Source organism: Micrococcus lylae NBRC 15355, assembly GCF_001570885.1.
GTDB lineage: Bacteria > Actinomycetota > Actinomycetes > Actinomycetales > Micrococcaceae > Micrococcus > Micrococcus lylae.
The window spans coordinates 1-15,491 of record NZ_BCSN01000059.1 but is presented as its reverse complement, the minus strand read 5'-3'; the positions used below and the strand labels follow the sequence as shown (position 1 = coordinate 15,491).

Annotated in this window: 10 protein-coding genes; 3 read left to right on the top strand and 7 right to left on the bottom strand. The window is 65.9% G+C overall.

Features of this window, described 5'->3' with window-relative positions:
- Positions 1-59: 59 nt before the first annotated feature.
- Positions 60-1,637: a recombinase family protein gene (locus MLY01S_RS10330; protein ID WP_067191783.1), complete on the top strand. Its 1,578-nt coding sequence runs from the start codon at positions 60-62 to the stop codon at positions 1,635-1,637.
- 340 nt (positions 1,638-1,977) lie between these two features.
- Here the strand turns inward: MLY01S_RS10330 and MLY01S_RS10325 are convergent, their stop codons facing one another.
- The 4 genes from MLY01S_RS10325 to MLY01S_RS10310 form a co-directional block, all read right to left on the bottom strand.
- Complete coding sequence (locus MLY01S_RS10325; RefSeq protein ID WP_067191781.1) at positions 1,978-2,850, bottom strand: exopolyphosphatase; 873 nt, start codon at positions 2,848-2,850, stop codon at positions 1,978-1,980.
- Between the two features lie 440 nt (positions 2,851-3,290).
- Complete coding sequence (locus MLY01S_RS10320) at positions 3,291-4,223, bottom strand: helix-turn-helix domain-containing protein (RefSeq protein WP_255218022.1); 933 nt, start codon at positions 4,221-4,223, stop codon at positions 3,291-3,293.
- 7 nt (positions 4,224-4,230) lie between these two features.
- Positions 4,231-6,069 (bottom strand): ATP-binding cassette domain-containing protein, encoded by a 1,839-nt coding sequence (locus tag MLY01S_RS10315; RefSeq protein ID WP_067191779.1) that lies wholly within the window; start codon positions 6,067-6,069, stop codon positions 4,231-4,233.
- Positions 6,069-7,361, bottom strand: coding sequence for an ABC transporter permease (locus MLY01S_RS10310; protein ID WP_067191777.1), 1,293 nt, complete (start codon positions 7,359-7,361; stop codon positions 6,069-6,071). Before MLY01S_RS10310 ends, MLY01S_RS10315 begins: the two co-directional genes overlap by 1 nt.
- Positions 7,362-7,485: 124 nt before the next feature.
- Here MLY01S_RS10310 and MLY01S_RS10305 point away from each other — a divergent pair, with 124 nt between their 5' ends.
- Both MLY01S_RS10305 and mobF read left to right on the top strand, forming a co-directional pair.
- Entirely contained in the window at positions 7,486-8,145 is a 660-nt protein-coding gene (locus MLY01S_RS10305) for a TetR/AcrR family transcriptional regulator (protein ID WP_067191775.1), read from the top strand.
- A 385-nt stretch (positions 8,146-8,530) separates the two neighbouring features.
- Positions 8,531-12,001 carry a MobF family relaxase gene (mobF, locus tag MLY01S_RS10300; protein ID WP_067191773.1) on the top strand — a complete coding sequence of 1,157 codons (3,471 nt, stop codon included), beginning with the start codon at positions 8,531-8,533 and terminating at the stop codon, positions 11,999-12,001.
- Between the two features lie 72 nt (positions 12,002-12,073).
- Here the strand turns inward: mobF and MLY01S_RS10295 are convergent, their stop codons facing one another.
- The 3 genes from MLY01S_RS10295 to MLY01S_RS10285 are packed head-to-tail and all read right to left on the bottom strand — an operon-like array spanning position 12,074 to position 15,156.
- Positions 12,074-13,897 (bottom strand): ABC transporter ATP-binding protein, encoded by a 1,824-nt coding sequence (locus tag MLY01S_RS10295; RefSeq protein WP_255218021.1) that lies wholly within the window; start codon positions 13,895-13,897, stop codon positions 12,074-12,076.
- Between the two features lie 27 nt (positions 13,898-13,924).
- Positions 13,925-14,914: an SRPBCC family protein gene (locus tag MLY01S_RS10290; RefSeq protein ID WP_067191771.1), complete on the bottom strand. Its 990-nt coding sequence runs from the start codon at positions 14,912-14,914 to the stop codon at positions 13,925-13,927.
- Positions 14,911-15,156: a hypothetical protein gene (locus MLY01S_RS10285; RefSeq protein WP_067191769.1), complete on the bottom strand. Its 246-nt coding sequence runs from the start codon at positions 15,154-15,156 to the stop codon at positions 14,911-14,913. Before MLY01S_RS10285 ends, MLY01S_RS10290 begins: the two co-directional genes overlap by 4 nt.
- Between the last annotated feature and the right edge of the window lie 335 nt (positions 15,157-15,491).

Sequence of the window (15,491 nt, the reverse complement as noted above, 5' to 3'; positions counted from 1 at the left end):
TAGCCGAGGTTCTGTAAACGCACCTACCTCTCACGAGAGTAGGAAGGTGGGGCCGAGAGATGGGCCACGAGCAGCAAGAACAGGCTACGGGACCGGGGCCGTCGTTGCGGGCGGTGGTGTACGTCAGGATCAGTGATGATCCCGAGGGTAGCGAGCGTGGGGTTGACCGGCAGGAGGCGGACTGCCGCGCCTACGCCGCCGCCCATGGCTGGGAGGTTGAGGCGGTGTTCCGGGAGAACGACACCTCGGCGTTCAAGCAGCGCACGATCACGTTGCCCTCGGGTGAGCGGGTGCGGCGGGTGATCCGACCGGAGTTCCGCGCCATGCTCAAACACCTGACCGACGGGCAGGCTGGGGTGATGGTCGCGTATGACTTGGATCGCACGGTGCGTGACCCGAGGGATTTGGAGGACTTGATTGACGCGAAGGTGCTCGGCGGTTTCGGTGTCCGCTCGGTGACCGGTTCTCTACAGTTGGACACCGATTCCAATGTGGCGATGGCGCGGGTATTGGTGGCGATGGCGAACAAGTCATCGGCAGACACCGCGAGGCGTGTGGCCCGAGTAGCGAAGCAGCAAGCCATTGAGGGCACCTGGCACGGCGGCAGGGTGCCGTTCGGCTACCGCGCCGAGTCCGGCACTCTCGTCATCGACCCCGAGGCCGCCGAGCTGGTGCGAGAAGCAGTACAGCGGGTGCTGGCCGGTGAGTCGCTGTACCGGATTCGCACTGACTGGAACGAGCGAGGCATTCTCACCACCCACGGGTGCGCATGGTCGGACAAGACGATCAAGATGGTGCTGCGCAGCCCCTCCATCAAAGGTGTCCGCGAGTACCGCCCGGTGCTCCCGGATGGCACTCGTGCCAAGACCTCAAAGATTCACGTGAGGGCCGTGTGGCCTGCGATCGTGGACGAGGACACCTGGCAGCAAGTCTCCGACGCGCTCGACGCGCGCAAGCAGGCACGTAACTACCATCAGCCCGGCAGCGGCGCAGCGAAACGCATGTACCCGTTCTCAGGGCTGATCCGCTGCTCCACCTGTGGAACGGCGATGATTCACCGCGGCAGCGTGTACCAGTGCATCCAGCCCACACGGGGCGGCTGTCACCGCTCGATCCGCTCGGGCGAAATCTCCAAGCTCGTGGAGGAGGCGGTGCTGGCGACCTTCGAGCAGATCACCCTCAGCCCGTCGAAGCGGGCGAAGCCGGGTGCTGACGTGGCAGCGCGTGTCGGCCTTGCTGCGACGCTCGAAGCGGATCGGGAGCGCCTGGCGCAACTCGATGACGACCACTATGACGGGCTGATCGATAGAGCGATGTGGGTTCGTCAGCGGGCGAGGATCGCGGACCGGATCGAACGCACCCGGCGCGAATACGCCGCCGCCATGCCCGAACACACCGGGCCGGGCATTGACGTGACCACTGTCGCCGCCGAATGGAAGGGCCGCACTCCACTGTGGCAGTACCAGGCCACCAGCCTGATCCTGGAAGCCGTGCTCGTCCACGCCCTGCCCGAGGGCATGAACGGTGCCACACCAGCCAGACGCCGCAACGAGACCGTCGAAGCGTTCCACGTCCGCCGGACCGCGTACCGTGCCGACATCCTCGCCCGCCGGGTTGAGTTCATCTGGCGCGCCTGATCCTCGCCGCTCGCAGGGCGCTGTCGGCCCCGCATCCTGACGGACGCAACGGTTCAGGGTGCGGGGCCTTCGCGTGTTCCGGCCACGGTTCGTCTCGTGGGCGAAGGTGCGGCACATAGCTCCCGCAGTTCGGCCAGCACCGCCGGGTCGCTCACCGCCGAGGCGAAGCCCTGCGCCTGACGCGAAGCAGCAGCCAGACGCGCTCCCGGCGTGGAGTCGTCCGGAGGCGTCGGTGACGACGTAGCGGAGGTGGCGGACGTGACAGCGGACGCAGCAGCGGCGGTAGGGGTGCTCATGCTCTCAGGTGCGCCGCCCTGCCCGCGCACCCGACGAATGGGGTTCACGGTGCGGCGTGTTTGTCGGGGTGGGCGGCGCGGATCGCGTCAGTCAGAGCGGCGTCATTGCGTAGAGAGTCCGGGGGTTCGCCGCTGAGCAGGCGCAACAACACGCCGTCGCCGGTCGGGGTGCCGGTGTGTTTCGGGGCGGGATGCCCCAACACGATCCGCAACAGGGCGGTCCATGACCGTGGCGGCACACCCAGCAGCACCGGCACGGTCCGGTCCCGACGCAGCACCTCCACCGCGTTCGACCGTGAGGAGAGATCGGCAAGCCGATAGGCCACATGCTCCACACAATCGGCCACGAGCGCGGCATCCCAGCCCGCCGACACGAACAGCCCCACCGTCTCCGACAGGACACCGGCGACCCGCATACCGTCACCGGCGTCGGGGTCTCCGTCGTCGTCGATGGCAGGGTTCACGGCGAAGGCGGGGTGATAGTCGGCCAGGTCCTCACGTTCAGCGAACCGTATGGCGTCGTGGAATCCCGCGAGTCTGGGGGTGCGGCGGGCTTTGTCGGTCGAGATCAGCAGCCCGTCGGCCCGTACCTTGGCGATACAGGTGATCTGCACGGCGCGGGTGACCACGGCCCACGGATTACCAGCGTTCCGTGCCGAGGCGGTGAGCATGACCTCGAACGCTGCCGAGGCAACATCCCAGGCGTCTAGCCCGTGCTTGCGGGCCAGCGGCCGGTACTTGACTGCGGTGTATCGCATCAGCTCCGCCGCCTCATGATCACCTCGCCAGGCAGCAGGCCCGGACTCATGCAGCCGGATCAGCAGGGCACGTAACCTCTCCGGGCTCTCAAACCCGTGGCTGGCCGAGCCAGCCGGGGCCGCAGGATCGCCTGCGCCAGGTGTAAAGTGCTCGTCCACGGTGACGCCTCCCGAAAGGGAGGTGCGCCACCAGCACCCAAACCGGGACGCCCGCTAGAGCGTCCCTACACCCGCCGCCCATCAGCGGCGCGCCGCTTGCCCCGCGCAGTACCCGCCGCCAGTCGTGCCGGGTGACGAGCTGTTCGACCGCACCCGTCTGGCGCTCTTGAAGTTCATCGGGTTTCGTTTCCCGCGCCGTTCGGGCTTCCTTGTTCGTCACCACAATCGACCTCCTCCCGGCGGGCCAACGGCGCGAGCCGGTGACCCTTGCGGCCATGAAGTGCGCCGGGAGGATCAGGAGGACGAGACGGACGGAACGGACGAGGCGACCACCAGGTTCTCCGATGAACCCGACGAGTCCCTACTGGACTACCCGCATCAAGCAGTGCGCGGGGTAGATGCCCCGATTCCCGCCGATATCACCCGGATCGCTGCCGATATCACCCGGATGTCGACGCCCGGCCCATCGCCCGGTAGCGGCTTGGAGGCACCCCGACACTGCGACGGAACTGGCGGGCGGCGAAGTCCGCATCGCCCCAGCCGACCTGATTGGCGATCACCGAGATGGGCGTATCGGTGGTGCGCAGCAGGTGTGCCATCCGCTCCACGCGCAGCATCGCGAGATACGCGATGGGAGACTTCCCGAACGCCTCCACGAACACCCGACCCAACTGCGACCGCGAAAGATGGACCTCCTCTGCCAGCGCGCGCAGCGTCCAACGCCGCGCCAGCTCACCACGCAACAAATGCGCAGCGTGACGGGCTTCTTCACGCAAGGGTTCGAACTGACGGTGCCTCGGCAGCGACGGGCACGCCGCGCAGCGCTGGGAGGCCGTGAGACGGTGCGCAGTCACAGCAATACGCGGCATGATCACGTCCAGGACGGCGAACAACAGCGCTTGCGCGCGATAGAACCGATCCGGCGGCAGACCGTCTGCGCTGAGCACAGCGAGCTCGTCCAACCACGGCATCAGGAGCCCAGCACGACCCTCACCGAGCCGCACGACCTGGGCGGGCTCGGCATAGCGAGCGTCGAGAAATTGCATCGCATCAAGACGGTCGGTGAACTGCTCAGCGTACTGCCAGAACACCTGATCGACTACATAGTCCCGGTCCAGATACAGTGTCGTCGTCGTGACCCAATCCTCGGGCTCGGCACCGCAGAGCGTGTTCGCGGCGAGCACGATCACGTCGCCCACGTTGACGTGTTGGACACCGAACTCGCTGAACAACAGCGCGCCGCCAGCACGAACGACGATCACCTTCACGCAGTCGTAGGCGACCGGTTCGAGAGTCGCATGGGCGGTCGTCGTTCGAGCAAGAACAGGGGTGAATCGCGTCAGTGACCGGGTATCAGCCTCGGGCACGGTCACTGGTGCCTCACGGCAGGGAGGATGCTCCTTCCGGCGGAGCCGCTTTCTCCTGGACCGTTGCAAGCATCATGGCTTCTTCCAGAGTTGAGTTGCTTTCGCTGATGTGAACCTTGCCCGCGATGGGCGTGAGCACCGCGGTCGCCTCTGCGCGGGTGATGCCGGGGAGACGGACTGCACGACCGTCAAGGAGTACCGGCAGACCTTCGTTGCGGAGAAGTCGGAACGCCTGGTCCCAGTGATCTGTTCGGATCACCAGAGACGTGTGCTTCGCGGTGATCTCCTGGGCGGTCCCGCTCGCCGACACCTCTCCCGCGGTGAGGATGACGAGGCGGTCGCACTGGGCCGCCTCCTGCATGTAGTGGGTGGTGACTAGGATTCCGATTCCGCGTTCGGCGGTCTCGCGCAGGTCTTTCCAGAGGCGAGCGCGGGTGAGGGCGTCCATGCCAGATGTGGGTTCATCGAGGATGAGAAGGTCGGGGTCGTGCTGGGATGCGGCGTAGTACGCGAGGACGCGCTGAGCGCCGAGCGGGAGCTTCGCGACAGGGGCGTCACCCAGGCCGTGCGCGAACTCCGCTGCTCGCGCACTGACGGGTACTCCTTGGACAGATGCGGCGAAGTGAAGGTTTTCGATCGCCGAGAGCGAGGGATAGAGCCCGAGGCCCTGCGCGACGTATCCGATGCGTCGTCTGGTTTCCAGCGATGGCTCCTCACCGAAGAGTGAGCACGTTCCTGCGGATGGCTTCTCCAGCCCGAGGATGATCCTCATGAGGGTGGTCTTGCCTGCGCCGTTTCCGCCGAGCAGCCCGACGATCTCGCCGGGAGCGACGTCGAGGGAGACTCCTCGCAGAGCGGCAAAGGCCCCGTATCTGCGTTCGACATCGCTCGCCTGCACGAGTATCGCCGAGCTGGTCCTGGCGGGGGTCTCCGTCGTCACGTCACGTCGTGGGTCGGTGTGATCGGCATCAACCGACTCCTTGGCTGTCGGTTGCCTCTTCTCGTGCGTGTCTTCTTCTTCGAGCAAGAGTGCGATGCTCGTGTTCTCTAGATCGGGAGTGTCGGGCTCGAATCCCGCTGGCGCCGGTAGATGCGGGTCCGGTGTCCAGAGATAGGCGGTTGTGCCTCGGCGCCACGCGTGGGGTGACTGCCAGAGCATCCGCTCTTCGACGCTCGACTCCGAGCGCGTCGATGCTCGCCAGATGCGGCCCGGGGCGTGCGCGATGACGTCGTCGGGTGCGCCGGATGCGAGGAGTTTCCCGTCACCCAAGAGGAAAAGTTGAGCGGCTCGTTCGGCCTCGTCCAGGTAGGTGGTTGCGAACACGACGGCGGCGCCGTCTGCTGCGGCACCGGCGATGAGCGTCCAGAGTTCGCCTCGACTCACGGGATCGACGCCCGTCGTCGGTTCATCCAGTAGCACAAGGCCGGGCTGGTGGAGTGTGGCCAGCACGAAGCCGAGCTTCTGCCGCATACCTCCGGAGAGCCGGCCCGCGACGCGGTTCCGCGCATGGTCGAGGCCGGCGCGGCGGAGCAACTCATCGGCGCGAGCACGTGTCCGTGAACCGCTTAGGCCATAGACGCGGGAGACGAACTCGATGTTCTCGTTCACCGAGAGGTTGCGCCAGACCCCGGCATCGGCGGGCTGATACCCGATCTCGCGCCGATCGTTCACTGCAATGCTCTGTGCTGGCGTGACCGTCACTCGTCCGGCCAGTGCTCGGAGCAACGTCGACTTGCCTGCGCCGTCGCCGCCGATGAGCGCGGTGACAACGCCAGCGGGGAACGTGCCGGTGAAGCCAGAGAGCGCCTGCACCTTGCCCAACCGTACGGAAGCGTCGTGGAGGGCGATCATCAGCGGGCTCCTCCGTGCGTGAGAGAGAACCGCATCCGAGCCGTTGCAGCCCCGAACGCGATGATCGCCATGCCGGTGAGGATCACCAGCGGAAGCCACAGGGAGGTAAGGCCCGCGTCGCGCAGCATGACACCTTGCGCGATTTCGCGGAACCAGGTCAGTGGCAGAATATAGCCGATCCAGCGGACCCCGACTGGCATGGAGTCCAGGGGGAAGATCAGCCCGGAGAGCAGCACTTGGGGGACGAGGAACATGATCGCCATCTGGATCGCCTGTCCGGTGTTCTGTGAGATGGAGGAGATGAGGACGCCGATTCCGAGGACCACGAAGCAGAACACCACGGCGGTGATCGCGAAGAGCCAGAGGCTTCCGGCGAAGGGCACGCCGAACAGCCAGACACCAAGGACGGTGACGATGGCCATGTCGATGATGGCGAGCAGGAAGTACGGGGTGATCTTCCCCAGGATGATCGCGCTGGGCCGCAGCGGCATCACCGCTAGTTGTTCGAGAGTGCCGGTCTCACGTTCGCGGACAAGGCCGATGCTGGTGATGAGCGTGCCGATGAAGGTCAGGATCAGTCCGATCAGCCCTGGCACCATGACCCACGATGTCTCCAGGTCGGGGTTGAACAGCACCGTGACCAGCTCATCGGGATTCAGCTCGGGAGCAGTGATCTCCGGCAGCTCGGGCATGCTCGGCTCGTCAGGCGGAGTGGGGGCCTCCGGCAACGGCTGTCCTGTCGCCAGCGCTGCCTCGATCGCAGCGTAGAACTCGCCCAGCTCCTCTCCGAACTGTTCCATCTGGGCCTCGAACCCGGCCGCCTGTTCGAGTGCGTCCTCGACGGCGTCCTGAACGTCGGCGATCCGATTCTGCGCATCCTCGGCGGCGAGTTGCACGAAGGTGGCCTGAGCAGCCTGCGCAGGGAACAGGCTGCTGCCGTCTACGTAGACCAGCATCCGGTCCGATAGCGCCGAGTCCGAGTCGACCCCGGAGGTAGTTACGATCACCGCGTCTGACTCCTGATCGCGCAGAAGCCCTTCCGCGTCGGCCTCGGTCAGCGTGGAGTCGACGTCGACGATGTCCAGCCCGTCGGTAGCCGTGTCGTACTCCGACAACTCCTCACTCAGAGAGTCGGCCTCAGCGCCGATGACGGTCACAGTGACGCGATCGACGGAGAAGTTCGCCGCGTAGCCGAAGATCACCAACAGCACGATGGGCAGCACCACCAGCATCGCCAAAGTGCGCCGATCCCGGGCAAGCTCCCGGAACTCCTTCACGATCAGTGCCAGCATCCGCCCCTACCTCCAGGTTTCATCCGTCGATGAAACTTACCTTACACCACGTTTCGTCGACGGGTGAAACACGCTGCTGGCTGGTAACGTTGAGGCGCAAGGCAACCGAGCGGAGGCAGTAATCGTGGGTGAGGGTGGGGAGTCGAGCGCCCCTCGACGCGGCCCGCGGCCGACGGACACCGCCTGGCGCGAGCAGATCCTCGACGCCGCGAGACGCGAGTTTGGCGAACACGGGTACCAAGCAGCAACCGTGCGCAGGATCGGCCACGCCGCAGGCGTCGACCCGAAGCTGGTCCACTACTACTTCGGCACCAAGGAAGAACTCTTCACGACCACGATCGCCGAGACGTTCCGCGCCCGGGGGTTCCCTGCGCTGCTCGCGCAGGCGTCTTCGCCGCCTGCGGACTCTGCGGGCACCCGCTACCTCTTGGCGGTCCTCACCGCCCTCGAAGACGACACGCTCGGACCGGGCTTCATCGGCTTGGTCCGCAACCTGGGCACACACGAGGAGTCCCGTCGCATCTTCGTGCGTTTCGTCACCGGTGAGCTCATCGAGCAGCTCGCGCCACGGCTAGAAGCTGACTTCGCGGAGGCTCGCGTCACTCTCGCGGGCCCGCAACTACTTGGCCTGGTCATGGCGCGATACGTGCTGAAGGTTCCGCCACTCGCCTCGCTCTCGATCCAGCAGGTCGCCCAGACCGTCGGTCCGACCCTCGACCGCTACCTCTTCGACGGCCTGCCACTGCACGGGAACATCGAGGCAGGCAACGACCAGAGACCTTGAGAATCGCCGGGCGGCAACGTCGACTCTCGGCCACAGAAGGGAGCGCGAGTAGGCCAATGAGTGCTGCGCCTGCTTGACGGGGACACAACTCCATTCCCGAACGCAGCGAGCTGCTGAACGGGATTAAGACCAAGAGCCCCATCGGTGACCCACCCGGCGTCCAAGCCCATCATCCACTCCACGAACGCCGATGCCGGCCTGAATACCGTCCACTATTCGAAACCGAAGAGCCGGCACTCGATCACACACAGTCTCCTACCCCACGTCCTACACGACCCTCGGATACGGCTGTCTCGTCCCCTCCCATCGCGGCGATCACTCCGCCCTATGGATGCACGTATGCCACGGCGGGGCCGTGGTGCGCACCTCCCTCATGAGACGACTCATGAGGGAGGCAAACGTGAAGGGCGGCGTGATCCTGTTTCGCGGCAGCGGTGCTGCTGCGCGCCGGTACGTCGAGGCCGACCGTTCGCGCGCTGACGAGTACTACCTCGGCGCGGACGATGCCGTCGCCGAGTACACGGTGCTCGACGCCAGCGGCGAGGTCACCGCCACCCGTTCGCTTACTGCGGTCGAGTACGAGGGGTGGGTGGACTGGCATGACCCGCTCACGGGCGAGTCGATGGGCACCCCGCGCAATCCCGGCGAGGGCAGCAAGGGGTCGCCGTTGTTCGCGGAGATGACGATCAACGCCCCCAAGAGCCTGTCGGTCGCCGCCGCGCTCCACCCCGAGGTCTCCGACGCACTCGACGCCGCGCAACAGGATGCTCTCGCGGAGATCCGCCGTTGGCTCGGTCAGCATTCCGTGACGAGAGTCGGGCCACGTGACGCGCGGGAGGTGCTGTCTATCGAGCAGATGCAGGTGGTCGGTATCCGGCACAAGACTTCTCGTGCGGGTGATCCGCACAGGCATATCCATATGCAGATCGGCACGCGGGTGTGGGCTGCCGGGAAGTGGCGGGCGCTGGACACGGCGGCGTTGTTCAAGCAGCAGGGCGCGATCCGCGCGCTCGGCACCGCGGTGATCGCCGCGCACCCACACCTCGCGCGCACCCTCGCGAAGCATGGGCTGACCCTCGACCCGGTGAGCGGCGAAGTAGCGGAGTTGCAGCCCTTCAATGGCGTGATGTCAAAGCGGTCGGCGCAGATCAGGCGCAACCTTGACCGGCTCGAAGCCGACTGGGAAGCCGCACACCCCGGAGAGGCGCTTGGTCCGGTGATGACGGCACGGTTGCAGGGCATCGCGTGGACGCACCAGCGGCCCGGTAAGAAGCCCGCCGACTTGAAGAACGAGCAGTGGTGGCAGCAGGAGCTCCGAGACGCGGGATTCGACCCCACCGACCTCGAACGCCGCAGCGTGCGCCCCTCGGTGTTGCTGGATGACCTTGTGGTGCAGGAAGTTGCATCACGAGCGCTGGATCGGTGCGCTGCCGCATCGTCGGCGTGGACAAGGCACACGGTGCAGGAGCACGTCACCCGCATCACCACCGAACACGGCGTGCACGCAACCCCCGCCGAGCTACGGGAGTTCATCACCTTGGCGACCGGTCTTGCTGTCTCTGATTGCTTTTCTGTGCTGCCGCCGGACGCGGCGATGCCGGAGCACGTCGCGCACCTGACCAGCCTCACCGTGGTCGCCGCTGAGACTGCGCTGCGTGACCGACTCGCCGCCGCCACACCGGAGCAAGAGCCAGCACACCCGGACGTGACCAGAGCTGCACAAGCGATAGGGCTGGACGAGGGGCAAACGGTCGCTGCTGCCGCGGTCGCATCTTCTGATCCGTTGGTGATCGTGGAGGGTGCTGCGGGGAGCGGGAAGACGACGATGCTGCGCACCGCCATCGACATCGCCGCCGAGCACGGTCGGGCGTCGAGGGTGGTTGCGCCGACGCTGCGCGCTGCGCAAGTCGCGCACGACGAACTCGGCGTACCCGCCACATCGGTCACGGCGCTCGTGCACGCCCACGGATGGCGCTGGAACCATGACGGCGCATGGACACGCCTGCACCCCGGCGACACCGACCCCGACAGCGGACGAACCTACACCGGCCCGCCGCACGATGCAGTGCTGCGCCGGGGAGAGCGGGTGATCGTAGACGAGGCCGGGATGCTCGACCAAGACACCACCCACGCACTCCTCACCATCACCGCCGAGGCAGGAGCGACGGTCGCGCTCGTCGGCGACCGCGCACAGCTCCCCGCCGTAGGCCGGGGCGGGGTGCTCGACATGGCCTCGCAGATCAGGGGCCGTACCTACGACATGACCGAACTGCACAGGTTTGCCGACCCCGACTACGCGGCCCTCACCCTGACGATGCGTGACCGGGAGAACCCCGGCGACGCGTTCGACCGACTCGCCGCAATGGGACTCATCACCCTGCACGCGAACGAGGAGCAGGCCCGCGACCACATCACCAAGCACACGCGCGAGGGTGAGGCGATCACCGTCGCGACGAACGACGAAGCCACCGTCCTGAACGAGCGCATCCGTGCTGGACGCGTCGAGGGCGGCGAGGTCGATGACACGATCACGGCGACCGGCAGCGACGACCTACCTATCGGGGCCGGTGACCTGATCCAAACCCGCAAGAACGACAGTGACCTGGGCGTGGCGAATCGGCAGCAGTGGATCGTCCAGCACGTCGAGAACGATGGCACCGTCTATGCGCGAGAAGCCGTCAGCGGGCGCAGAAACGCGCGCATCGTCGCCCTCCCGTCTGAGTATGTGAGCGAGCACGCGCACCTGTCCTACGCAGCCACCGCCTACGGAGTCCAAGGCGCAACCGTCAACTTCTCGCGCACGTTCCTGACCGAGGCGACAAGCGCGGCAGGCGCCTACGTCGGCATGACCCGAGGCCGCGAGCAGAACCGGCTGCACGTCATCGCCGAGGACATGACCGACGCGAGAGCGCAGTTCGTCACAGCGATGGAAAGCGACCCCGCAGATCGTGGCCTCGACCACGCCACCGCACAAGCAGCCGAATCAGTGCGCGGAGTCGTCAAGAACGGCCCCATACGCCGCGTCACGGAAGAACTCGCCAGACTCGACCGTGAAGCTGAGCGCGCCGACCAGCAGGCCGAGCGGTGGGAGCAGACCGCGAATAGGCTCGACGCCCAGCGCGCCGCGCATCGTGCCGAGAACGACGAGAGCACCGCCGCGCTTCGCCGGGTCGAAGAGGAAGCCACACGAGTGCGTTCCGAGGTCGCCGCACCTCTCGTTAAGCAAGCTGAACGCGACGGCGTGGCGTACCTCGCCACCGTCCAAGCAGAGAACACGACGAACACACGCCTCGCAGCTGTCGGGCGGTTTGGGCGGCGTAAAGCTCGCGATGAGCACCGCGCCGCGAGCGAACAAGTGCATGCCGCGCGGACACGCCTCCGTGAAGTGTGGGAAGCTGAACCGCCACGAACTCCCGGCGCGCTATCCGAATGGGCCGCACACGTCGCCCAACAGGCAGCAGAGAGCGATCCCCGCGTGAGAGACGGCGACCAAGCAGTCGAGGCCGCCCGTTCCGAACGAGTTGCAACGGGTGAGCGTCACCGCAATGAGCACCTGACGCTTTTGGCGAGCGAATTCGGGGCCGAGAACGCGCGCGCTCACCAGTACGGGATGCGCGGCATCAATCCTCGACGCAATGCCCGTGATGCTCGCGCCCGTGCAGCGCACCTTCGTGCCGAGAGTGAGGAACTCCGCAACCTCCCCGCGATTGACGCCGCCGAGCTCATCGAGACCAAACGCGTGGAGCGGGAACTTGCGCAACAGCAAGCCGAACACCGTCAACGCCAACTCTCCTCGCCCGAACCGGTGTCGCGTCGAGGCCCAGATTCGCAACCTGAACGCGGGATCGGACTGTGAGCCACCCTCCTTCGGCGCGTGCGCCTGTGACCCCTGTCTGTTGCATATTCCGGTGAGGTCCTCGGACCGTTCCTACGCTTCGGTCGGGGCGAGGTCGGTGTCAGTGTGGATGCGTAGCGCGGCGATGAACTCTTGGTAGAGGGGGTCGCGGGTGAGGAGTTCGCGGTGGGTTCCTGCATCTCGCACACCACCGTTTTCGAGGACGATGATCTGGTCGGCATCGAGCACGGTGGATAGACGGTGCGCGATAGTGACGACCGCGCCCTCTCGCGAAGCGGTGGCGATGACGTGCTGGATGGCCGCTTCGGTAGTCGCGTCGAGCTGGGCGGTTGCCTCGTCCAGCAGCAGCACATTCGGGCGGCGCACCAGCGCTCGTGCGACGGCGAGGCGCTGACGCTCCCCACCAGAGAGACTGGTCTCGGCAACGTCCGCGTTCAGCCCGCCATTCAGGGAGCGAATCTTCTGATCGAGGCGCACCGACGTCAGCGCCTCCCATGCTTCGTCGTCGGTGGCGTCGGGAGCGCGGAAGAGCACGTTGTCGCGAACAGTGCTGGGGATCACCGGGGTCTCCTGTTCGACGTAGGCGATGTGGGACCTGACATCATCAATGCTCAACCGGTCGTAGGGGACGCCGTTCAGTTCAAGCCGCCCCGCGGCAGGGTCGATGAAGCGGAGCAGCAGCGAGAAGACAGTGGTCTTTCCAGCACCGGACGGGCCTACGAGCGCGATATGCCCCTGCCGTGGGATGGCGAATGTTACGTCGCGCAGCGCGGGGGCTTCTGCGTCGGCATAGCCCGCTGTGACCGCACGGAGCGCGAGCACCGGGGCATCGGGGACGCTCAGGTGGGCAGATGCATCGGCGGGGCGAGCGTGCGTGTCTTCGAGTTCGAGGTGTTCGGTCTCACGGATGCGCGCGGCGGCGGCGAGGCCGCTCTGGAGGGTGGCGAATGCTCCGGCCAGTGAGGTGATCGGGTCGACGATGTTGAAGGCATACAGCAGGAACGCGACCAGACTGGACACGGCAAGCTCGCCGAGCGCGACGCGTCCCGCGCCGAGGCCGAGGATGACGATGATCGCCAGCTGCATCCCGCCGCCCGCGACCGTCCACGCCAGTGCCGAGAACCAGACCGAACGGATAGCGTGCCGGGCAGACTCTTCGGCTTTCGTGTTCACGCGTGCGATCTCGCGGTGCTCAGCGCGGCTGGACTTCACCGTACGCAGGGCTCGCACCCCGCCCTCCAATGTCGCACCAAGCTCTCCGATGGCATCCTGGGCACGCTTGTCGGCTCTACCGATCTGCGGGACGAGCACACCGAACAAAGCGCCGACCACGACCAGCGCGAGGAGCGTGGTCAACAGGAGAGGCCAATCGAGGAGCGCCATCAACACGATGGTTCCGACCAATGACACCAGGCCGTTGATGAGTTGCACGAGACTGTTCGTCGTCGCCTCTCGCAAGAGCAGCGTGTCGCTGGTCACGCGGGTGACGAGTTCGCCGGTGCGGAAGCGCTGAATCTGTTCCAGCTTCGCAAGGAAGAACCGGCTGACCAGGCCACGGCGAGCATCCAGCACAATACGTTCCGAGAGCCTGCCCAGCAGCACGCTCTGCGCAAGATTCGCGATGATCCCGACGATCAAGATCAGTACCAGCACCGAGACTGGTCCGGCAAGATCGAGATCAGTGCCGAGCGAGTCGAGCACCCACTTGGTTACCATCGGTGTCGCAAGCGTGATCGCCGTCGCGAACAACCCCAGTAGCACGCCGATGATGAGGGTTCGCAGATGCGGACGCGAGTACGACCACAACAGCGCGATACCTTCTCGGAACGGGACCGCAGGGCTGCCCGACTTTGTGTCGTCGATATCGTCAATCGGAGATTCAGAGGCGTTCATCATGTCTTTCGTGATCGTCTTCGGTGCGCGTTATCGGAAAGCCCGGCTGATGGCGCTGCCGGTCTGGAACAGGCGAAGCCAGACCATGAGTTTCTGCATCGGGCGCAACGGCACGCCGACAAGACGCCGCCATCCCGTGTGCCTGGTCCATGAGGTGGTGATGGTGACCTGCGTGCCACCGGTCGTCGGTGCAAGCGTGAACTCGTTAAGGATCGGGCGGCTCTGCGGTGCATCGGGATAGACGAACCTCCACGCCACCCGGTGAGGGCATTCTGCGGTGACAAGTTCGATCAAGCGACGACGGAAAGGCGGCCTGATCTTCACAGGCTTCCCGTCAGGGCGCGCCTCGGGTGCTCGGCCCTCCCAGACAGACCCGGGGCGTACTTCTCGGGTGGCGCTTTCGATCTGGCCAACGCTGACCTCCCACTCGGGCACGCGCACAGGGTCGGCAAGGAAGTCCCACACCTCGTCGGCTGACGCGGGAACGAACGTCTCCTGAGAACCGGAAGCCCGGCTCTTCGACAGGCTCGGCTCAGATACTGCCGCCACACCATCCGCAACACTCCGGTCGAGGCGTTCCAAGACTTCCTGTGGTGTGGCATCCAGCCGGTGCAAAATGTCCGCGATCAGACCGCTCGGCTCGGCGACGAGTTCCCGGAGCACTGCCGCCGCACTGCCGTCCCGGCTCTTCCCGCCTGCACGCCCGATCAGGTCAGCGGCGCGCTGCTTCAACTCGTACCCGTCAGTCTCGTGGAACACGATCCGTCCAGGATCGGGCAGCGTCGCCCGTACGCCCAGGGACGCCAGCTGCGCGTCATGCTGCTCGCGCACGGCCCGGCGCGCATCGTCGATGCCGATCCCCATCTCCCGGAGCACACGGCCCGCGACCTGGTCCGACAGCACGAGCGCGAGGAAGAGGTGCTCGATGTCCGCCTCCCGGAGCCCCTGCCGCGACGCCTCCTCCAACGCCGTCAAAGACAGCACCTGACTCGTCTGTGCGGCCTGAACGAACTTACTCATGACTTCCTCCTGGCCATAGGGATCGAGGGATCGACCCTCTTGGAATGTTTCTTGTGCGCGGCCTGACGGCTCACCCCGAGCGCATCGGCGATCTCTTGCCACGTCATCCCCGCCCGCAGCGCTGCCTCGACTTGCCGCAACTCCAGCGTGTCCGTAAGCACCCGCAACGACGCGACCGCTCGCAGCCCCGCTCTCGGGTCAGTGGTGTCCGCCGCGACCTCGGCGACCTGTGAAGACTCCATACTGTCAACCTACGTTGCACAAGCAAGTCTGTCAACCTGAGTTGCAAGACGTGGATGCAGGACATCGCCAGCACGGAAGAAGCGGTAACGCGGAACCGACCCATCCCTCGCCGAAGGTCGTGCCTGTAGCGTCGGCAGCGCAACGACAACCAAACAGCCATCGCTGGGTCAGGATCAACGCGAATAATCGCACCACGGCCGAGCCATATCGGAGGCAGCACGTCTACTCAAGCGGTGCAGCGACAAGGGAGACTCACTGGCACGGGAGCACTTCTATAGACTGATACTGCGCATACGCGCACGATCACAGGTGAGTGCGTTTGGGGCACCTCGGC